Annotated in this window: 18 protein-coding genes; 10 read left to right on the plus strand and 8 right to left on the minus strand. The window is 62.3% G+C overall.

Going from position 1 to position 18,569, the window contains the following annotated elements; genetic code table 11:
• Nucleotides 1-313: 313 nt before the first annotated feature.
• Both AA309_RS04640 and AA309_RS04645 read left to right on the plus strand, forming a co-directional pair.
• Nucleotides 314-1,600 (plus strand): L,D-transpeptidase family protein, encoded by a 1,287-nt coding sequence (locus AA309_RS04640; RefSeq protein ID WP_047187815.1) that lies wholly within the window; start codon nt 314-316, stop codon nt 1,598-1,600.
• 126 nt (nt 1,601-1,726) lie between these two features.
• Nucleotides 1,727-2,644: an oxygenase MpaB family protein gene (locus AA309_RS04645; protein WP_244470259.1), complete on the plus strand. Its 918-nt coding sequence runs from the start codon at nt 1,727-1,729 to the stop codon at nt 2,642-2,644.
• 73 nt (nt 2,645-2,717) lie between these two features.
• Here AA309_RS04645 and secA read toward each other — a convergent pair whose 3' ends face one another.
• On the minus strand, nt 2,718-5,531 hold the full coding sequence (gene secA / locus AA309_RS04650; protein WP_047187816.1) for a preprotein translocase subunit SecA: 2,814 nt from the start codon (nt 5,529-5,531) through the stop codon (nt 2,718-2,720).
• Between the two features lie 256 nt (nt 5,532-5,787).
• On the opposite strand from secA, the gene AA309_RS04655 reads away from it, so the two are divergent.
• A complete protein-coding gene (locus tag AA309_RS04655; protein ID WP_047187817.1) occupies nt 5,788-6,684 on the plus strand; it encodes a peptidylprolyl isomerase in 897 nt (298 codons plus the stop codon).
• Nucleotides 6,685-6,748: 64 nt separating this feature from the next.
• Here the strand turns inward: AA309_RS04655 and AA309_RS04660 are convergent, their stop codons facing one another.
• Entirely contained in the window at nt 6,749-6,961 is a 213-nt protein-coding gene (locus AA309_RS04660) for a hypothetical protein (protein WP_047187818.1), read from the minus strand.
• A 165-nt stretch (nt 6,962-7,126) separates the two neighbouring features.
• Here AA309_RS04660 and argJ point away from each other — a divergent pair, with 165 nt between their 5' ends.
• Entirely contained in the window at nt 7,127-8,368 is a 1,242-nt protein-coding gene (gene argJ, locus AA309_RS04665; protein ID WP_047187819.1) for a bifunctional glutamate N-acetyltransferase/amino-acid acetyltransferase ArgJ, read from the plus strand.
• Between the two features lie 88 nt (nt 8,369-8,456).
• On the opposite strand, the gene AA309_RS34045 is transcribed toward argJ, so the two are convergent.
• Entirely contained in the window at nt 8,457-8,852 is a 396-nt protein-coding gene (locus tag AA309_RS34045; RefSeq protein ID WP_150117389.1) for a hypothetical protein, read from the minus strand.
• 803 nt (nt 8,853-9,655) lie between these two features.
• Between AA309_RS34045 and AA309_RS04675 the strand changes: the two genes are divergently transcribed.
• Nucleotides 9,656-10,738, plus strand: coding sequence for an isoprenylcysteine carboxylmethyltransferase family protein (locus AA309_RS04675; protein ID WP_160310401.1), 1,083 nt, complete (start codon nt 9,656-9,658; stop codon nt 10,736-10,738).
• A gap of 444 nt (nt 10,739-11,182) precedes the next feature.
• Here AA309_RS04675 and AA309_RS34050 read toward each other — a convergent pair whose 3' ends face one another.
• Nucleotides 11,183-11,635, minus strand: a complete 453-nt coding sequence (locus AA309_RS34050) for a hypothetical protein (protein ID WP_150117390.1) — start codon at nt 11,633-11,635, stop codon at nt 11,183-11,185.
• 359 nt (nt 11,636-11,994) lie between these two features.
• Between AA309_RS34050 and AA309_RS04680 the strand changes: the two genes are divergently transcribed.
• The 3 genes from AA309_RS04680 to AA309_RS04690 all read left to right on the plus strand — a co-directional run bounded on the left by AA309_RS04680 (nt 11,995) and on the right by AA309_RS04690 (nt 14,069).
• Nucleotides 11,995-12,381 (plus strand): hypothetical protein, encoded by a 387-nt coding sequence (locus tag AA309_RS04680; protein ID WP_047187822.1) that lies wholly within the window; start codon nt 11,995-11,997, stop codon nt 12,379-12,381.
• Between the two features lie 326 nt (nt 12,382-12,707).
• A complete protein-coding gene (gene mutT, locus AA309_RS04685; protein ID WP_047187823.1) occupies nt 12,708-13,133 on the plus strand; it encodes an 8-oxo-dGTP diphosphatase MutT in 426 nt (141 codons plus the stop codon).
• A gap of 9 nt (nt 13,134-13,142) precedes the next feature.
• Nucleotides 13,143-14,069: a DMT family transporter gene (locus tag AA309_RS04690; RefSeq protein WP_047187824.1), complete on the plus strand. Its 927-nt coding sequence runs from the start codon at nt 13,143-13,145 to the stop codon at nt 14,067-14,069.
• Here the strand turns inward: AA309_RS04690 and AA309_RS04695 are convergent.
• The 4 genes from AA309_RS04695 to AA309_RS04710 form a co-directional block, all read right to left on the minus strand.
• Nucleotides 14,041-14,487: an acyl-CoA thioesterase gene (locus tag AA309_RS04695; RefSeq protein WP_047187825.1), complete on the minus strand. Its 447-nt coding sequence runs from the start codon at nt 14,485-14,487 to the stop codon at nt 14,041-14,043. The genes AA309_RS04690 and AA309_RS04695 overlap by 29 nt on opposite strands.
• Nucleotides 14,488-14,495: 8 nt before the next feature.
• On the minus strand, nt 14,496-15,644 hold the full coding sequence (locus AA309_RS04700) for an iron-containing alcohol dehydrogenase (RefSeq protein ID WP_047187826.1): 1,149 nt from the start codon (nt 15,642-15,644) through the stop codon (nt 14,496-14,498).
• Nucleotides 15,645-15,773: 129 nt separating this feature from the next.
• Nucleotides 15,774-16,139: a DUF427 domain-containing protein gene (locus AA309_RS04705; RefSeq protein ID WP_047187827.1), complete on the minus strand. Its 366-nt coding sequence runs from the start codon at nt 16,137-16,139 to the stop codon at nt 15,774-15,776.
• 80 nt (nt 16,140-16,219) lie between these two features.
• Complete coding sequence (locus tag AA309_RS04710) at nt 16,220-17,104, minus strand: methyltransferase domain-containing protein (protein WP_047187828.1); 885 nt, start codon at nt 17,102-17,104, stop codon at nt 16,220-16,222.
• A gap of 365 nt (nt 17,105-17,469) precedes the next feature.
• Here AA309_RS04710 and AA309_RS04715 point away from each other — a divergent pair, with 365 nt between their 5' ends.
• Both AA309_RS04715 and grxC read left to right on the plus strand, forming a co-directional pair.
• Nucleotides 17,470-18,252, plus strand: coding sequence for a ComF family protein (locus tag AA309_RS04715; RefSeq protein WP_084730871.1), 783 nt, complete (start codon nt 17,470-17,472; stop codon nt 18,250-18,252).
• 48 nt (nt 18,253-18,300) lie between these two features.
• Entirely contained in the window at nt 18,301-18,558 is a 258-nt protein-coding gene (grxC, locus tag AA309_RS04720; protein WP_047187829.1) for a glutaredoxin 3, read from the plus strand.
• Nucleotides 18,559-18,569 lie beyond the last annotated feature (11 nt).

The following is an 18,569-nucleotide window of genomic DNA, read 5'->3' on the forward strand; positions in this document are numbered from 1 at the left end:
TTGGTCCGGCCATGACGGGAAGCTATCATGCTCAACTCTCGCACCCGGTCGCACCACCCCACCCCTCCCGGCGAGGAAGAGGGGACAACAAGCGGTCCGTTGCTTCTCGGGCACCTGAATACCTCCGGCGTGGTGTCTCGTCGGGACCAAAACCCAGCAATACATTCCCTCCGAAGAGGCGAATTTACCTCTCATTAACAATGACTCCATCACGGCCGCGCTTGCAGTAAGGGGCAGTTAAGGCTAACGATTTAAGGGTTAAGGGGAACTGTCAGGCATAACGCCGGCAGATCAGAAGATTGCGGGGTCCCCCATGTTGAAGCGTTTCGCACTGGCTGCGAGCCTGGCGCTCGCGCTTGCCGCCTGCCAGGACGAGAATCTCGCCCGAGGCTCCACGCGCCACCTTGCACCGATTCCGCCGGCCGCCATGGCGCTCATGTCCGCCAAGGGCATGTCCAAGGACGATCCCATCCTGATCCGGGCCTACAAGAAGGAATCGGAGCTGGAGGTCTGGAAGCGCGGCTCCAATGGCAAGTACGCCCTGCTCAAGACCTATCCCGTCTGCCGCTGGTCAGGCCAGCTCGGGCCGAAGACCCGTGAAGGCGACCGTCAGGTGCCGGAGGGCTTCTACACGGTCACCCCGGCGCAGATGAACCCGAACTCCGCCTATTACCTGTCGTTCGATACCGGCTATCCGAACGCCTACGACCGCTCGCTGGGCCGTAACGGCGGCGACATCATGGTCCACGGCTCGTGCTCCTCGCGCGGCTGCTTCGCCATGACGGACCAGAACATCGCCGAGATCTATGCCATCGCCCGCGAGGCTTTCGCCAGCGGCCAGCGCGGCTTCCAGTTCCAGGCCTATCCGTTCAGGATGACGGCCGAGAACTTGGCCAAGCACCGCCTGGATCCGAACATCGCCTTCTGGAAGAACCTGAAGGAAGGTGCCGACACCTTCGAGGTGACGAAGGAAGAGGTGCAGGTGGCAGTCGCCAACCACCGCTACCAATTCGGCAGGGACGCCTCCGTGGCTGAGGCTGTGATGCAGAAGCAGCGCGCGGACGAGCAGGACGTGGCCGAGCTCATCGCCAAGGGCACGAAGCCGATCAAGCTCGTCTACCATGACGGCGACACCCACGAATCCTTCCGCACGGCGCTCGCCAATGCCTCCGGCGTGTCCGACAGCAAGCTCGGCTACGTGAGCCGCATCGAAGGCATCTCTTCCGGCCCGCAGCAGATCGCGCTCGACGACAGCGGCCGCGAGAAGATCGAGACCCCGCCGACGGCGCTCGCCTTCGCTTCCATGAAGGAAGTGCCTGTCGAGGCTCCGCAGCCGAAGGCCGTTGCAGCGGCCCAGCCGGTAGCCGCCGCTCCCGCCGCGGCCCCGGCCACCACCTCGGAAGAGACGCCCTTCTACAAGAAGATGTTCGGCGGCGTCGCCGACCTCTTCAGCACCTCGTCTCCGCAGCCCGCAGCCGAGACGGCCCAGGCCGCTCCGGCGATGGCTCCCGCAGCCGCCCCGACCACCAAGGCCCAGGCGAAGCCGCAAAAGCGCGCCGAGGCGACCACGGGCGTGAAGGTGGCCCAGATCAGGAACTGAGCAACACAGCCATCAATCGAGATAAAAGCCCGCACCTCGGCGGGCTTTTTATCGCGGCGGCGGATGTGCCGAGACAGAAAGGCAACCTTTCGATCTTCGATCAGGTTAAACGTCGGAGGTTGTGCCGTGCTCTTCGCTCCCGACATCATCACCCTGCCCGGACCCCTTTACCGTCAGATCGACAGCCTGGCTCTTTCGCTTCTTCAGCCTGTTCAGACATTTGATTTTTCTGTTCCGGCGCTGGAGCCTGCGCTGGTCTCAGCCGACTCCGTCTCCTGGCGCCTTTTCAAGAACCCCGTCTCAGTCTTCATTGGCGGAGTGACGGCGGTCCTGCTCGAATTCGCCGAACCTCGCGTCCGCGACGGCGTCTGGCAGCACAGCACCTTCCGGTCGGATCCGCTGACCCGGTTGCAGCGAACCGGGCTTGCCGCGATGGTCACCATCTACGGCCCGCGCAGCAAGGCGAAAGCCATGATTGCCGGCGTCGTCAGAAGACATGAACGCGTTGCCGGGCAAACCAGCGAGGGCGAGCCATACCATGCGAATGATCCGGTGCTCCTCGACTGGGTTCAGGCAACGGCAGGCTTCGGCTTTACGGAGGCCTACCACGCATATGTGAGGGAGCTGACCGCAGGGGAGCGCGGCTCATTGTTCACGGAGGCCTCACCGATTGCGCGGCTTTACGGGGCTGTCGGGGCCCCTGAATCGCAGCAGGAACTCGACGCCTTGTTTGAGAGCATGCAGCCGAGGCTCGTCCCCTCGCCTATCGTCTTCGAGTTTCTGGACATCATGGCGCAGGCTCCGATCCTGCCGGGTCCAGCGCGCCCCTTGCAGCGGATCCTGCTCAAAGCAGCAGTTGAGATCCTGCCGCCTTGGATGCGCGAGCGGCTTGGGCTTGAGGCGGCATGGTCTCTCGATCCGGTCGAGCGGATTCTCGTGCTTGGCATCGCCAAGGCGGGCGAACGGCTCGTTCTCCCGTCATTGCCTGCCGTTCAATCATGCCGCCGCCTCGGACTTTCCGACACCTTTCTCTATCAAGGCTGAGAAGCGGTTATCCGCCCAAAGCAAAAGCCCGGCGCTATGGCCGGGCTTTCTCGTTTCGTCTGAGTTTTGCGCTTTAAGCCACGAACTGGCCGTGGCAGTGCTTGAACTTCTTGCCGGAGCCGCAGGGGCAGGGTTCGTTGCGGCTGACCCGGCCCCAGGTGGAGGGGTTGTTCGGATCGCGCTGAGTGCCCGTGGACGGGTTGATGGCTGTCGCGGCGAAGCCTTGAGGCCCGCCCTCACCGAAGGCAGCGCCCTGCGGCATGTCGAACTCGTTCTCGCCCGTGGCGGGGTCGAGATGCTGCGGGAACATGGGCGGCAGCGTCTGGGCCTCGGGCTGCTGGAACACCACCTGAATGCGCATGAGCTGACCCGTCACCTGCTCGCGCAGATGGCCCACAAGCGTGTTGAAGAGCTCGAAGGCTTCGGACTTGTACTCGTTGAGCGGATCGCGCTGGGCGAGACCGCGCCAGCCGATGACCTGACGCAGATGGTCGAGGGTCACGAGGTGCTCGCGCCAGAGATGGTCGAGGCTCTGCAGCAGAACCTGCTTCTCGACGTAGTTCATCACCTCTGAGGAATTCGCCTCCACGCGTTGCGCATAAGCCTCGTCCGCGGCCTTGGTGATGCGCTCGCGGATCTCGTCATCGGCGATGCCTTCTTCCTTCGCCCATTCCTCGACCGGCAGATCGAGGTTGAGGAAGTTGGCGACGTTTGCTTTAAGGCCCTGAATGTCCCACTGTTCCGCATAGGCGTTCTCGGGGATGGCGCGGGCGACGATGTCCTCGATCACGCCGTGACGCATGTCGTCGATGGTGTCGCGCACGCTCTCTTCCGCCATGAACTCCTTGCGCTGTTCGAACACGACCTTGCGCTGGTCGTTCATAACGTTGTCGTACTTCAGGATGTTCTTGCGGATGTCGAAGTTGCGCGCCTCGACCTTCGCCTGCGCGCGCTCGATGGCCTTGTTGATCCACGGATGGATGATGGCCTCGCCTTCCTTCAGACCCAGCTTCTGCAGCATGCCGTCCATGCGGTCGGAGCCGAAGATGCGCATCAGGTCGTCCTGAAGCGACAGATAGAACTTGGAACGGCCCGGATCGCCCTGACGGCCCGAGCGGCCGCGCAACTGGTTGTCGATGCGGCGGGACTCGTGACGCTCGGTGCCGAGCACGTAGAGACCGCCGGCTGCGAGCGCGCGCTCCTTGAACGCCGAGACCTCGTCGAGGATGTCCTTCTCGCGGCGTGCACGCTCCTCGCCTTCCACGCCAGCGAGCTCGCGCTCGATGCGCATCTTGGCGTTACCGCCGAGCTGAATGTCGGTGCCGCGACCTGCCATGTTGGTGGCGATCGTGATTGCGCCCGGCACACCGGCCTGCGCCACGATGAAGGCCTCCTGCTCGTGGAAGCGGGCGTTGAGCACCGCGAAGTGCTTCGTGCCGCGACCGGCACGCGCATCCTTGTAGAGAGGTTCGAGCGCCTGCGGGTTCTCGAAGTCGATGAGCTTGTAGCCTTCCTTGATCAGGAGCTCCGCGAGATATTCCGACTTCTCGATGGAGGTGGTGCCCACCAGGATCGGCTGCCCCTTGGCCGAAGACGCCTCGATGTCGCGGATCACCGCCCTGTAGCGCTCTTCAGCCGTGCGATAGACCTCGTCGTCATCGTCGACACGGGCGACGGGACGGTTGGTCGGGATCTCGACCACTTCGAGGTTGTAGATTTCGAGGAACTCGTCGGCTTCGGTGGCTGCCGTACCGGTCATGCCGCCGAGCTTGTCGTAGAGGCGGAAGTAGTTCTGGAAAGTGATGGAGGCGAGCGTCTGGTTTTCGGGCTGAACCTGCACGTGCTCCTTCGCTTCGAGTGCCTGGTGCAGGCCTTCCGAATAACGGCGGCCCGGCATCATGCGGCCGGTGAATTCGTCGATGATGACCACTTCGCCGTTGCGAACGATGTAGTCCTTGTCGCGCTGGAACAGGGTGTGGGCGCGAAGCGCCTGGTTCATGTGGTGAACGAGGGTGGCGTTCTGCGCATCGTAAAGGTCGCCTTCCGTCAGAAGGCCCTCTGCGCGCAGCAGCTCCTCGATCTTCTCGGTGCCCTCTTCGGTGAGCGCCACGGAGCGCTGCTTCTCGTCGAGCTCGTAATCGCTCTTGTTGAGACGCGGGATGACCTTGTCGATGGCGTTGTAGAGATCGGAGCGATCGTCGAGCGGACCGGAGATGATGAGCGGCGTGCGGGCCTCGTCGATGAGGATCGAGTCCACCTCGTCGACGATGGCGAAGTTGTGCCCGCGCTGGACCATCTGCGCCATCTCATACTTCATGTTGTCGCGTAAGTAGTCGAAGCCGTACTCGTTGTTGGTGCCGTAAGTGATGTCGGCGGCATAGGCCTGGGCCCGCTCCTCGTCGTCGAGGCCGTGGACGATCACGCCGACCGAGAGTCCGAGGAAGCGATAGATCTGGCCCATCCACTCGGCGTCGCGCTTGGCGAGGTAGTCGTTCACCGTCACCACGTGGACGCCCTTGCCGGCGAGCGCATTCAGGTAGACGGGCAGGGTTGCGACCAGGGTCTTGCCTTCACCGGTGCGCATCTCGGCGATCGAGCCCTCGTGGAGCACCATGCCACCGATGAGCTGCACGTCGAAGTGGCGCTGGCCGAGGGTGCGCTTGGCGGCCTCGCGGACCGTGGCGAAGGCGGGGACCAGGATGTCGTCCAGGGTCTTGCCGGCGGCGAGCTGGGCCCTGAACTCTTCCGTACGGGCCCGCAGCTGCTCGTCGGACAGGGCCTCCAGCTCGGCCTCCAACGCGTTGATGGCCGCAACCTTGGGCCGGTAGGACTTCAGCCGGCGATCGTTGACCGAGCCAAAGATTTTCTTCGCGAGAGAACCGAACATCGAGAGCCTTCGAAAATTCCAGAATTCAGGAGATAAGGGGCGTTTGGGCCGCCTTATAGACCTAATTATGCGGAAGCGCATCTTAAAGGCTGTGCCTGAATGGCGCAGCCTTGGCTTCCACAGGCAGGCCCTGAGGATAAGGCCAAGCTGTGGGGATGCTGTCGCATAAATATGCCATCGCTTGCAAACGTAAACAGGTTAGGCCATCTCATCGTTGCAGTCCGTGGGCCGTTCAGTGCCCACCAGAGGAACGTCCATGTCTCACCTTACGGTTCGTAAAAGCCTTCTCGCCCTTGGCGTCGCCCTGCCCCTGATGGCCGGAGCCGCCCTTGCCCAGACGCCTCCTGCCTCGGCCCCGGCCACTTCGCCGGCCACGGTCCCTGCCGTCGACCCCGCCAAGGTGGTTGCCCGGGTGAACGGCGTCGAAATTACGGAAGGGGATCTCTCCATCGCCGCCGAGGACCCGGCCCTCCAGATGCCGAACGTGCCCGACGAGCAGAAGCGCGAGATGCTGACCGGCTACCTGATCGACCTGAAGCTCGGCTCCAAGGCCGCCGAGACCGCGAAGATCGGCAGCAGCGCGGATTTCGCCCGCAAGCTCGCCTATAACCGGGACAAGACCCTGCTGGACGAATATCTCGACCAGACCGCCAAGAAGGCCGTGACCCCGGAAGCCGCCCGCAAGCTTTATGACGAGACCGTCAAGAGCATCCCGTCCGAGCAGGAAGTTCGCGCCCGCCATATCCTCGTGGAGAACGAGGACGAGGCCAAGAAGGTCGCTGGCCGTGTGAAGGGCGGCGAGGACTTCGCGAAGGTCGCGGGCGAGGTGTCCAAGGATCCCGGCTCCAAGACGGACGGTGGCGATCTCGGCTTCTTCACCAAGGACCGCATGGTCGAGCCCTTCGCCGAAGCCGCATTCAAGCTCGAGCCCGGCCAGATCTCCGATCCGGTGAAGAGCCAGTTCGGCTGGCACGTGATCAAGGTCGAGGAAAAGCGCACGAAGCCCGCGCCATCCTACGAGGAGACCAAGGATCAGGTGGAAGCCTATCTCGGCCGCAAGGCGCAGCAGGATCTCATCATGAGCCTGCGCAAGGATGCCAAGATCGAGAAGCTGGACGACAAGGGCAACCTCGTCGAGCAGAAGCAGCAATAAGCGCGTTTCGCAATGCTAAAGGGCGGCCTTCAGGGCCGCCCTTTTTTGCGATTGTCGCTGCCGACTACTTGTTCGTCCGGCCTACGCGGTTCGGATCGACACCGCCTTCGCGGTTCGTCTGGTTCTCCACGTCGCCCTGAAAGGTCGAGCCGCCGTCGAGATCGCGCGGATCCTCGCCGGTCATATACGAGCCTTTGGACCGTCCGATCCCCGGATCGACCTCGAGATCGCTGCGCGGCCGTTCCTGAGGTTTCGTCTTGGGGTGCTTGCCTGTCATGCGAGGCCTCCATGGTTCAGACCGGGTCAACGAAGACACAGCATGCACGTTCCTTGGTCTGCGCGGCTCCGTTTGCTGCAGCTTTGACTTGACAAAAAGCCTTAAAAAACCACAGGTCGCCTTTCCTAAACGGTATTCCATCCGCTCACCTCCGAGACCCCTAACATGTCCAAAACCGTGTCTCCGCTCGCGCCCAAGACAGTCCCGGCCCTTCCTCCCATTGAAGGCGTGAAGCTCGCGACCGCGGAGGCCGGCATTCGGTACAAGAACCGAACGGACGTGCTCTATGTGACGCTCCCCAAGGAGACCACGGTGGCGGGTGTGTTCACACGCTCCAAATGCCCCTCGGCTCCGGTCGATTGGTGCCGCAAGAGCCTTGCCAAGGGCACGGCGCGCGCATTGGTGGTCAATTCCGGCAACGCCAACGCCTTTACCGGCAAGAAGGGCGCGGAAGCGGTGAAGCTCACCGCCGAGATCGCTGCGGAAGCCGCAGGCTGCCGCGCTTCTCAGGTCTTCATCGCCTCCACCGGCGTGATCGGCGAGCCGCTCGACGCCACCAAGTTCCAGGGCGTGCTGGAAGCGTGCGAGAAGAAGGCGAAGCCCAGCGCGTGGCTCGATGCCGCAAAAGCCATCATGACCACCGACACCTTCCCGAAGGTGGCGACCCGCACGGCGACCATCGGCGGCGTCGAGGTGACGATCAACGGCATCGCGAAGGGCGCGGGCATGATCGCGCCCGACATGGCGACCATGCTCTCCTTCATCTTCACCGATGCGCCGATCGCAGCCCCCGTGCTGCAGGCCCTGCTCAAGAAGAGCGCCGACAAGAGCTTCAACTGCGTGACGGTGGACAGCGACACCTCCACCTCCGACACCCTGCTCTTCTTCGCGACGGGTGCAGCCGCCAACCGCGGCGCTCCGGCCATCTCCCTGCCGAGCGACCGACGCCTCAAGGAATTCCGCGCGGCCCTCGAGGGCCTGCTCTGCGATCTCGCGCAGCAGGTGGCCCGCGACGGTGAGGGCGCACGCAAGTTCCTGACCGTGAAGGTGACGGGCGCGACGGGTGCGACGTCGGCCAAGCGCATCGCCATGGCGATCGCCAACTCGCCCCTCGTCAAGACGGCGGTCGCAGGCGAGGATGCGAACTGGGGCCGCGTGGTGATGGCCGTCGGCAAAGCGGGCGAGCCTGCCGAGCGCGACAAGCTCGCCATCTGGTTCGGCAATATCCGCGTGGCGGTGAAGGGCGCGCGCGACCCGGAATACAGCGAGGCGAAAACCTCCGCCTACATGAAAGGCGACGAGATCACGATCCGCGTCGATCTGGGCCTGGGACGCGGCGAGGCCACGGTTTGGACCTGTGACCTCACCAAGGCCTATGTCGAGATCAATGGGGACTATCGGAGCTGATCAGCTCCTGATCAGGGCGCAATGCCAGTGTTTTCCTGATGGGCTGATTGTTGGTGGGCGACGGCTCCGATGCGATCCAGAGCTGGACCTAGTGCGGAGTGCCTGTGGCGCTTCCGCCGACCGCGTCCCCGCCCCTGGCGTTGCACCCTGTGGCATCTCCTCCCTTGGCGTCGCCGCCCCGAGCATTAGCACCCACCGCATTCTGGCCTTTGGCTTCAACACCTCTGATGCGTGTCGAGTCGCAGTTTGATTGGCTGCCTTCGCTGCGCCCGGCCATGGCATTTCCACCGACCGCATTTCCACCGACCGCATCTCCACCCGTGGCGTTGCCACCACGGGCGTTGCCGCCCCGAGACGAGCCGCCTGTTGGCATTCCCGCATCCGACTGGGCCTGGGCAAGCGCTCCAATGCTGAAGGTTGAGGAGCATGCAATTACCAACGTCAAAACGATCGAGGAATACTTGATTATGGCGGATCTCTTCATGGAGGGTCTCCCGATGGAGGATCTCTCGGCAAATTTCTTATGCGGATTGCACGATGAAGGAGGAGGAGCTCTGCATGGTATTGGCCATCTGAGACAGTTTTCCCGGTCAGCCGAGGACAACATCAACAGCGAGGATGAATCTCCGTTAGAGCGAATATTAGCCCAGACTCAGGACTACTTCGTAAGATCTACATGTCTTAGCGATCTTCAGAGTGGATACCGATGTAAATAGCCGTCGATCCCTCTGGTCCACTTGGATGAGATCATTGGCCGCAGGCTGGTGCAGGTGCAAGTTCCAGCCTCGGTCCCGCCCCTTGCTTGCGGTGCGATCTGAGAACGGCTTAGTGTAAGCTTAGGAACATTCGGCTCCATGAATCTCCTCGCTGCTTGATGGCACCCATCCTGTGAGGAATTAGCTTGGAGCAAGTGATTGGTTTGCAGCATGTTCTGCTGCTTTGGGAGAAGAGTTCCCTGTTTCCGGGCAGGCATATTGCAGCAGCACTGCGCCGGATCAGCTTTAAGTAACAAGCGCGTATAGCTTGGTATATTCCATTGCGAATGTCAGGTGTTAGTGCGCCATGCTTGGTAAGCCGGAACCTATTGCACCTACTTTACAGCCTGTCACGTCGGCCCCGCCGCCCTCGGCTGTGGAGCAATCCACTGGATTAGTTGCCCTTGTGTCTCTCATCTCGGCGGCAGCCAGTCTGAAGCTGGTTGAACTGCCTTCCGAACGGACAGTCTTTGCACTTTGGGTGCTCATCGCTGCAGTCGCAATTCCATGTTTGAGCTTCGAGGTCGCCAAGATGCCCGTATGGCCGCTGCATGGCGCCATACCGGACCAGCATCGGAGAAATCGCGTCGCTATAAAACTCATCGGCTTGGCGGGCATCTATGCACTTCTCGGGCTCGCTTATTGGGTACTGCCGATTTATCAACGGGATTTCCGGCACTTCTTTATCTTTATCACGCCCGCTATCCCAATCATTCTTCTCACGGCTCCGGTCTATGTCTGGTTGACGGATCGCTCCATGAAGGAGCCTGTCGATGGTTGTTTCATGACAGGGCTCGCATTGATAGGCCGGTGGGGCGACGTCAGCTGGAAGCTCGTTCGGAACTACGCTGCGGGATGGCTCGTCAAGGGATTTTTCCTTCCGTTCATGCTGGAGGCAGCATTTCACGATGTTCAGTGGTTCCTCGCGACTGATCTGAAAAGCCAACTCCTGGAAAGCCAATATGGTTGGTACGAGCTTACGTTCCGCACGCTCTACGGCGTCGATGTGATCTGGGGCAGTACCGGCTATCTCATGACTCTGCGGCTTTTCCAAACACACGTCCGCTCGACAGAAAACACCTTGGACGGATGGCTGATCTGCTTGATCTGCTATGCCCCATTCTGGGCTTTGATCTATGGAAACTATCTCAACTACGAGGATGGTTTCTACTGGGCTTACTGGCTGTCGGATCAGCCTGTCCTACGGGCTCTTTGGGGAGCTGCAATCCTGGCTCTCACCGTCATCTATTGCTGGGCCACAATCTCGTTCGGAGCACGGTTCTCCAATCTTACCCACCGGGGCATTCTGACGAACGGTCCCTACCGATGGTCGAAGCACCCTGCCTATATTGCTAAGAATTTGAGCTGGTGGCTGATCTCGATGCCTTTCCTGTCGGCGGGCGGCCCTGCCGATGCTGTTCGGTTCAGTCTCCTGCTGCTTGGCGTCAATGCGATCTACTACTGGCGCGCTAAAACAGAAGAACGTCACCTCTCGGCGGACCCGGTTTATCAGCGTTACACACAGTGGATAGCTACCTACGGATTGCTGGCAATGCTGAAGGCGCTGTTCATCCGAAGCTACAAAGTCATGCAGGGCCGTAATCTTCCCATCTAGCGCGATTTTGGGCGCAGGAAGCCGGGACCACTTTTCAACACCACGTGCCAAGTGAAAGAGCTTCTGAAAGAGCTTCCAGGACAAGGTCTGAGCGCGACATTCTTGTTAGCCCTGCGGCTCAGACTGTGGAAGGGAAGCCATCGGATCGGAACGAGAAGGATCTGACGCCTGATCGTGATGTGCGACCTAGTGTTCGATCAGAGCATGTTGCGGCGAAGCGGATCAGGTTAGCCACCAAGCGATCTGTGTCGGGTGTTGCCTCAATATTGGCTCAACCCGGTACGGCAATCCTGATCGAGCACGGCACCATTGTCATTTGGACACTGGTCGAATGCCAAACATTCGCGGAGCCGTTCGTAAACTCCGGCTTATGCTATCGGTCGCGCGACCTGTATAGCCGCCGAATTACTCTGGGCTCCGCGAATGCTTTCTTCTGTTTAGAGATCAATTGCGGCTGTTAGAAGGGTCAACAAGGAGAGTGGCGCCACCGCTCGTGGTCCCGCCGCTCGTGCCGCCACTCGTCGTGCCGCCACTCGTCGTGCCGCCACTCGTGGTCCCGCCACTCGTCGTGCCGCCACTCGTCACTGTAGCATCGCCACCACGGGCGCTCCCACTCACGGCGGCACCGCCGGTAGCCGTGCCGCTCCCGCTCACGGATGCATTGCCGCCGGTGGCATTACCGCTCCTTGCGCTACCACCAACCGCCGAACCGCCACTCGTGGTGCCGCCACTTGTCGTGCCGCCGCCCACGGAAGCGTTGCCGCCCGTAGCGTTGCCGCTTGTCGCGTCTCCACCGCGAGCGGAACTGCCGCTGGTTGCTTGAGCCAGCACAATTGTCGAACCACCGGCCAGAAAAGCGGCCACTAAACTGTAACGTGCGATCTTGGACAAAGTCATAACTTCTCTCCCTGATAGCTCAGGCAATAGGAATTCCCACCGCCTATAGCATCTGGATGCGAATATCGCCCCCGTCCTTGGAAGATTAGCCCACGTTTGCTGGTGGTATCGGTCAAGTTAATATCGACTCGACGAACCGAAAACTATCCGCGGTCTTCTTTGTTCGCAACAGAAAGGAGATTAATTATTGAACATTATCTTCTGCCAAGATTGTTTTGTAATCTCGATTACAATATTTGCGCAACTTAATACTCTGGGGGTAGTAATCAAAAAGGGCTATTCGCTACCCAGGCGTAGTCGTTGGTTGTTCTTTTACCGCTCAGCTATCCTGTCTCTTTAGTTGGCACAGGAGCATATCGGTGCGGGACAAAGCAAAACTGAAACCGCGGATTGCAGCTGCGTGCGCCCTGTGCTTCCTTGCAACCGGCTGCAATTCGATGACCGTGCGCGAAAGTGTCTTGTCGACCAACCAGCGCGTTGCCATGGTCTCCGCGCCCGGCGACGGTGTGACGCCGCCGACAAATCTGGTGCTCTTTGAGGAGCGTCCAGGCCGTTATGTACCAGTCGCAGCGGGCTTTGCGCAGGCTCCGGTTACCGCATTTCTTGAAGGAGCTGGCGCAGGAATCGCGACCGGCATCGGGCTTCATGGCGTAAAGTCGAAGGTGACGGTCCAAGGCACGTCGCAGGCGACAGGCGGTTCCGCAACGGGCGGGACAGGCACGGGTGGTTCGGTCACCGTACGTTGACCTCCGCGAGCCCGATCAAGGAGTGACGGTCACTTTCCGCTTGATGGATACACGCATTGGTCCGCCAACTGGTCCGTGCAGGTACAGGTAAACTCATCGGGTCCTAATAATCAGGCTTCGCGACGTAGATGGGGCGCAGGTTCGCCACGCCAGGCCAGCCGCTCTTGGGAGCTTGGGTGATCCTGACCTGTTGCGTGTCAGCTTCATGCGGATCTCCTCTTTAGGGATCTGTTCTTAATATTGTTAAGAACAATTCTTCCATTGGCCCGATCTTCAATGGGCCGGAATTGTTTTTTGCTGCCGAATCTGCTGAGGGAGAGCCTGTCATGACCACGAACGCTCCCCCTCTCAAGCTCACCCTCGTCGTCGCCGTCGCTCTCGTCGACGCGGACAACCGGATTCTTCTGGCGCAGCGCCCGGAAGGAAAGCAGCTGGCGGGGTTGTGGGAGTTTCCCGGCGGCAAGGTGGAGCCCGGCGAGCGGCCGGAAGAGACGCTGATCCGCGAACTGCGGGAGGAGCTTGGCATTACGGTCAAGGAGCCCTGCCTCGCGCCGCTCACCTTCGCGAGCCATGCCTATGAGAGCTTCCACCTCCTCATGCCGCTCTACATCTGCCGCCGCTGGGAAGGCTTCGTGCAATCCATGGAAGGGCAGGCTTTGAAGTGGGTGAAGCCGCAGGAGCTGCGCAGCTATCCCATGCCGCCGGCCGACGAGCCGCTGATTCCCTTCCTGCTCGACCTTCTCGGATCGTAAGGCTCGTCCATGTCCTCGCAGAATGCCGGGGCCGCCCCGTCGACTCCCGCCCCGACTCCGGCCTTCATCCTGTTCAATCTCCTCATCTGCTCCTTTCTGTGGGGCAGCGCGTTCCTGTTCGTGAAGCTGAGCGGAGATCTCAATCCCTTCGTCCTGGCTGCCATGCGCGGCGTGATCGGGGGCACGACTTTGGCGATGTGGTTCATGCTCCAGGGCAAGAGCATCCTGCCGCAGCCCCATGAGGTGAAGGTCTGGGCCTTTCTCGGCACCTTCAACGGCTGGCTGCCGAACGTGCTCGTGGCTTATGCGCTCACGCAGATCGCGACTGCGCCGGCCGCGATGATCCAGGCCTCCTCCCCGCTCGTCGTCGCGGTGATGTCACATCTGATGTTTGCGGACGAGCGTCTGAGCCTTCAGCGGCTGTTCGGCGTTCTCGTCGGCTTCATCGGCATGGGCATTCTCATCGGCCCGGCTGCCCTGCCCGATAGCGGCATCAACCCCCTCGGCATGATCGCCATGGTGCTGGTGGCCTGCAGCTACGCGGCGGCGAATGTGTATGTGCGCACCGTCAAGACCATGGACCCTGGACGCATGGCGCTGGGCCAGCAGATCGGCTCCGGTTCTGCTGCCACTGTGCTGGCGCTTCTGGTCGCAGGACCGTCAGCCTTCGCGCCTGTGCCGGTACACGTGGCACCGCTGCTCGCTCTTGGCGCGATGTCGACGGCATTGCCGATCCTGTTCTTCATGCACATGATCCGCCGCACGGGCCCGACGCGCGCTTCGATGGTCGGCTATCTCGCGCCGGTCTGGACCATTCTCCTGGCGGTTCTGTTTCTGAACGAGAGCGTAGGCTTGCGCGAACTGCTCGGCGGTGCGGTGGTGCTCTCGGGCGTCGCGCTCGTTTCCTTTACGGGAAGGCTCCGACGAGCGCGTTGAGCGCCTCGCGTGTTCTGGCCGGAATGTCGACGGGGCGTTGCGTGGCCCGGTCCACATGCACATGAACGAAGTGCCCCTGGGCTGCCGCAAGCTCCGCGCCTTCCTTGAAGATGCCGATCACATAGCGCACCGATGAGCGGCCGAGGTGCGCCACGCTGATGCCGGCCTGGAGTTTTTCAGGGAAGGCTACGCTCTCGAAATAGATGCAGCCGGTTTCCACCACGAGTCCGATCACGGGACTATGGGCGATGTCGAGCAATCCCTCGTCGACAAGCCAGCCGTTCACCGCGGTATCGAAGTAGGAATAGTAATGCACGTTGTTCACGTGCCCATAAACGTCATTGTCCATCCAGCGCGTGGCAACGGGACGAAAGAGCTTGAAGGCGGAGCGGGAAAGCCGCGCGGAACGTTCGGACATGAGGCTTCTCACCAGGCCGCTTCGTAGATCGCGCGCACGTCATTCAAAGACAGCGGACGCGGATTGTTCACAAGAAGACGGGTCTGCTTCATCGCATCCTCCGCCAGCAACGGGAGTGCATCCTGCGGAATGCCGACATCGCGCAGGCGCGGCTGAAGGCCGACCTGCGTGCAGAGCGTTGCAAGCGCCTCGACGAAAGCGTCGGCGCTCGCGCGACCTTCGAGTTCCGGGAAAGCATGCGGCGCAAGCTCCGCATAAGCGACCTCGCAGGCGCTCGCATTGAAGCGCAGCACATGCGGCAGAACGAGCGCGTTGGACAGGCCATGCGGCACGCCGAAGTGACCGCCGATGGGGTAAGCCAACGCATGCACGGCGGCGACGGGCGAATTGGCGAAAGCCTGTCCCGCCAACATCGAGCCGAGCAACATCGCAGCCCGCGCCTCTCCATCCTGGCCGTGATGCACGGCGCGCTCGATATTGCGCCCGAGCAGATGGAGCGCTTCTTTCGCGAGCGCCTTTGAGACCGGATTGTTGTTCGCGCTCGTCGAGGTATAGGCCTCGATGGCGTGAACCATCGCGTCGATGCCGGTCGCCGCCGTCACATGCGGCGGAAGGTTCAAGGTGAGGTCGGGATCGAGCAGCGCGATATCGGGAATGATGAGGGGCGAGACCACGCCCTTCTTCTCGTGCGCGCCAGTGGTGACGATCGAGATCGGCGTCACCTCCGATCCGGTCCCCGCTGTCGTCGGAACCGCGAGAAGCGGAAGCCTCGGCCCCTTCGCGACGCCGATACCGTAGATTTCAGCAAGGGTCTCTCCGCTGCGAGCGAGCAGCGCGACGAGCTTCGCCACATCGATGGACGAGCCGCCGCCGAAACCGATCACGGCCCGCGCATCGAAGGCACAGGCCTTCTCGACCGCCGCCAGCACAACCGCCTCGGGCGGGTCGGCCACAACGCCGTCGAACACATCGACCGCAATGCCTGCTTCCTCCAGCGCGTGCAGGGCCTTTCCGAGGAGGCCCGCCTTCACCAGCCCGGCATCGGTGACGAGCGCGATGCGGGGTCCGAGATGCTGCGCCGCAATCTCGCCGATGCGGGCGATGCTGCCGGAGCCGAAGACGAAAGAGGGGGCGGTGTTGAACGTGAATGGCGTCATGAGGTCACTCGGTTTTTTCGCAGAGTGGCCCGGAGGCGCGGGGTCAGCAAGCCCCACTAAAAGGCCATTCGCCAGCGGCGCGACCTCGCCCGCCTCACAGGCGATGAGCCGAGGCAGGCGTAGGGCTTCTCAGTCGCGGAACTCCTCGATGTCGTCGACCTTCTCCGGATAGAAGGCGATGTGTTCCCTGATGGCGGCGACGGAAGGCGCCGGCTCCTCGTAGCTCCAGGCGGCGTTCTCGCGCACGAGCCCGCCGCCCGAGACGGTGAAGTACGAGGCATCGCCCTTGTAGGGGCAATGGGTCTGGTGATCGGTGGCATCGAGCAGGTCCATGCGGACATCCTGGCGGGGGATGTACTGCACCGGCGGAAGCGAGGCTTCCTGGAGGGTGAGCGCCTGCGTCGTCTCGGCGACGATGAAGCCGCCAAGCATGACCCGGATGCGGTGCGGGTTTTGCGTGATGGTGATCGGATGATCCGGGCCGGGCTCTTTCATGGCGCAGGGCTCTCCAGGGGGCTGTCTCGACAACTGAGATAGCGCAGCCCGGTTGCAGCTGAAGGGCTCGATACGAAAGATCATTCCTTTTTCGGCTGAGGCCCGGGCTTCCCTTCCTTCACGCCTAAGGCATCGGCCAGTCGCATCTTGGCGGAGCCTGGCCGCAGCGGTTTCTGCTGGCTCTCATGCGGCGTCCAGCCGGAAAGCCAGACGATCTCGAAAGTCGCGGGAACGCGCCCATCCGGGTCGGCGAAGCGCTCTGCATAAATTTCCGCCGCCCGCATCAGCGTGCCGCGCTTGAGCGGCGTCCGGCGGCGGTCGTTGAGCGCATTGGTCAGACCCATCGCGCGCAGGTCGCGCATGAGCGCGAAGGCATTGGCATAGCGCACACGGATGATGTCCGAATCCGTGACCGGGAGAGCAAAGCCCGCCCGCTGGAGCAGGCCGCCGATATCGCGCAGGTCGGCGAAGGGCGCCACGCGCGGACTGACCCCGCCTTCCATCTCGGCCTCGGCCTGGGTCAGGGCCTGGCGCAGTTCGGTGAGGGTGGAGCCGCCGAGCAGCGCCCCGATGAAAAGGCCGTCGGCCTTCAGAGCCCGGCGGATCTGGATGAGCGCGCCCGGCAGGTCGTTGACGCCCTGGAGCGCCAGGAGCGACACCGCGAGATCGAACTGCTCGCCGGAAAAAGGCAACCGCTCCTCATCGCCCCACACGCTCCCCGGCTCAGGCGTCGGCGAGAGACGCACGACCTTCTCCGCAAGACCGCTCTGCGACAGAGCCTTGGCCGCAAGCGGCGTCGGCGTTCCCACATCGAGGGCGACTGCGAAGGACCGCAGCACCGTCGAGAGCCGTTCCTGCAGATCCTCCACGATCCGAACCAGGAGGAAATCGGCATAGCCGGCCTTCAGCGCACGCGACAGGCGCTGGCGGGCGAGGGAACGGTCGAAGACTTCAGGTGTGCTCATAAGGCGCTCGATATGGCGTGTCGCAGCGCGAGAGCCAAGCGATTTTCACAAGCGATTTTCAAAGGAGCAACGTCTTTCTTCCCTCTCCCGTTGCGGGGAGGGATTGAGGGTAGGGGTCATAAAGCCAGGGCGCTGCGCCGCATCCGGAGATAGCAAGAGCCCTCCAGCGTCATGGCCGCACTTGTTGCGGCCATCCATGTCTTAAACCGCGCAAGACATGGATCCCCGGACTAAGTCCGGGGATGATGGAGAGCGGTCTGGTTTCACCTCTCACCCAGTCGGACCACCCCGCCCCCACCCTCCCCTGCAAGGCGGAGGGGAAACATTGTCTCGCTCTCGTTGCCCATATCCGCTAAGCTTGACCGATGAGTGATCTGATCGAGATACAGCCACGCCGGTTCACATCCCGTCTGCGTCACGCGGCACGGGAAGCCTGCCGCTCGACCTTGAGCCTCCTCTATCCGCCCACCTGCATCGCCTGCCAGGCTGCCACCGGCGAGGCGCACGGTTTGTGCGCCGCCTGCTGGTCCGGCATCCGCTTCATCGAGCGCCCGTTCTGCGAACGCCTCGGGATGCCCTTCCAGGTCGATCTCGGCCAGCCCCTCCTCTCGCCTGCCGCCATCGCCGATCCGCCGGTTTTCGGGCGCGCCCGGGCGGTCGCCGAGTATGACGGGACGGCGAGCCTGCTCGTGCACCGTCTCAAATACAACGACCGCCTGGAGCTGGCCCGCGCCTTAGGGATCATGATGACCCGGGCAGGCGCGGAGCTGTTAGGCGAGGCGGATGTGATCGTGCCCGTCCCGCTTCACCGCTGGCGTCTGTGGCGGCGGCGCTTCAACCAGGCCATGGCTTTGGCGAAGGTCGTGTCTCGGGAAAGCGGTGTGCCCTGCGATCCCTCGGTTCTCTCCCGCATCAAGCGCACCCGCCGTCAGGTGGGGCTCACCAAGGCGCAGCGGCAGGAAAACCTGCAGGGCGCCTTCCGCGTGCCGCCGGAGGCCAAGGCCCGGCTGACGGGCAGAAGGGTGCTCCTCATCGACGACGTGCTGACCACCGGTGCCACGGCCAATGCCGCCTCGCGGGCCCTTTTGAGAGGTGGCGCGGCCTCGGTGGATATTCTGGCCTTCGCGAGAGTTGTGCAGGAGTTGTGATCCGGACCCGATTGTTCCTATATCTAGGCCCGAGTCACGGAGACATTCATGCCGTCCATCACGATCTACACCAAGAGCTGGTGCCCTTATTGCACGGCTGCGAAAAACCTTCTCGACGAGAAGGGGGCCGCCTTTACGGAGATCGACATCGAGAAGAAGCCCGAAGCGCGGGCGGAGATGATCCAGAAGGCCGGCGGGCGCACCACCGTGCCGCAGATCTTCATCAACGAAAAGCATGTGGGCGGCTGCGACGACCTCTATGCTCTTGACGACCGGGGCCAGCTTGAGCCCCTTCTGCAGGCCTGACGGAGACAACC

The organism is Microvirga vignae (assembly GCF_001017175.1).
Taxonomy (GTDB): domain Bacteria; phylum Pseudomonadota; class Alphaproteobacteria; order Rhizobiales; family Beijerinckiaceae; genus Microvirga; species Microvirga vignae.

Coding starts and splice junctions, on each gene's coding strand:
- AA309_RS04640 (WP_047187815.1), top strand. CDS start 314: ATGTTGAAGCGTTTCGCACTGGCTGCGAGCCTGGCGCTCGCGCTTGCC.
- secA (WP_047187816.1), bottom strand. CDS start 5,531: ATGTTCGGTTCTCTCGCGAAGAAAATCTTTGGCTCGGTCAACGATCGC.
- AA309_RS04655 (WP_047187817.1), top strand. CDS start 5,788: ATGTCTCACCTTACGGTTCGTAAAAGCCTTCTCGCCCTTGGCGTCGCC.
- AA309_RS04660 (WP_047187818.1), bottom strand. CDS start 6,961: ATGACAGGCAAGCACCCCAAGACGAAACCTCAGGAACGGCCGCGCAGC.
- argJ (WP_047187819.1), top strand. CDS start 7,127: ATGTCCAAAACCGTGTCTCCGCTCGCGCCCAAGACAGTCCCGGCCCTT.
- AA309_RS34045 (WP_150117389.1), bottom strand. CDS start 8,852: ATGAAGAGATCCGCCATAATCAAGTATTCCTCGATCGTTTTGACGTTG.
- AA309_RS04675 (WP_160310401.1), top strand. CDS start 9,656: ATGCCCGTATGGCCGCTGCATGGCGCCATACCGGACCAGCATCGGAGA.
- AA309_RS34050 (WP_150117390.1), bottom strand. CDS start 11,635: ATGACTTTGTCCAAGATCGCACGTTACAGTTTAGTGGCCGCTTTTCTG.
- mutT (WP_047187823.1), top strand. CDS start 12,708: ATGACCACGAACGCTCCCCCTCTCAAGCTCACCCTCGTCGTCGCCGTC.
- AA309_RS04690 (WP_047187824.1), top strand. CDS start 13,143: ATGTCCTCGCAGAATGCCGGGGCCGCCCCGTCGACTCCCGCCCCGACT.
- AA309_RS04695 (WP_047187825.1), bottom strand. CDS start 14,487: ATGTCCGAACGTTCCGCGCGGCTTTCCCGCTCCGCCTTCAAGCTCTTT.
- AA309_RS04700 (WP_047187826.1), bottom strand. CDS start 15,644: ATGACGCCATTCACGTTCAACACCGCCCCCTCTTTCGTCTTCGGCTCC.
- AA309_RS04705 (WP_047187827.1), bottom strand. CDS start 16,139: ATGAAAGAGCCCGGCCCGGATCATCCGATCACCATCACGCAAAACCCG.
- AA309_RS04710 (WP_047187828.1), bottom strand. CDS start 17,104: ATGAGCACACCTGAAGTCTTCGACCGTTCCCTCGCCCGCCAGCGCCTG.
- AA309_RS04715 (WP_084730871.1), top strand. CDS start 17,470: ATGAGTGATCTGATCGAGATACAGCCACGCCGGTTCACATCCCGTCTG.
- grxC (WP_047187829.1), top strand. CDS start 18,301: ATGCCGTCCATCACGATCTACACCAAGAGCTGGTGCCCTTATTGCACG.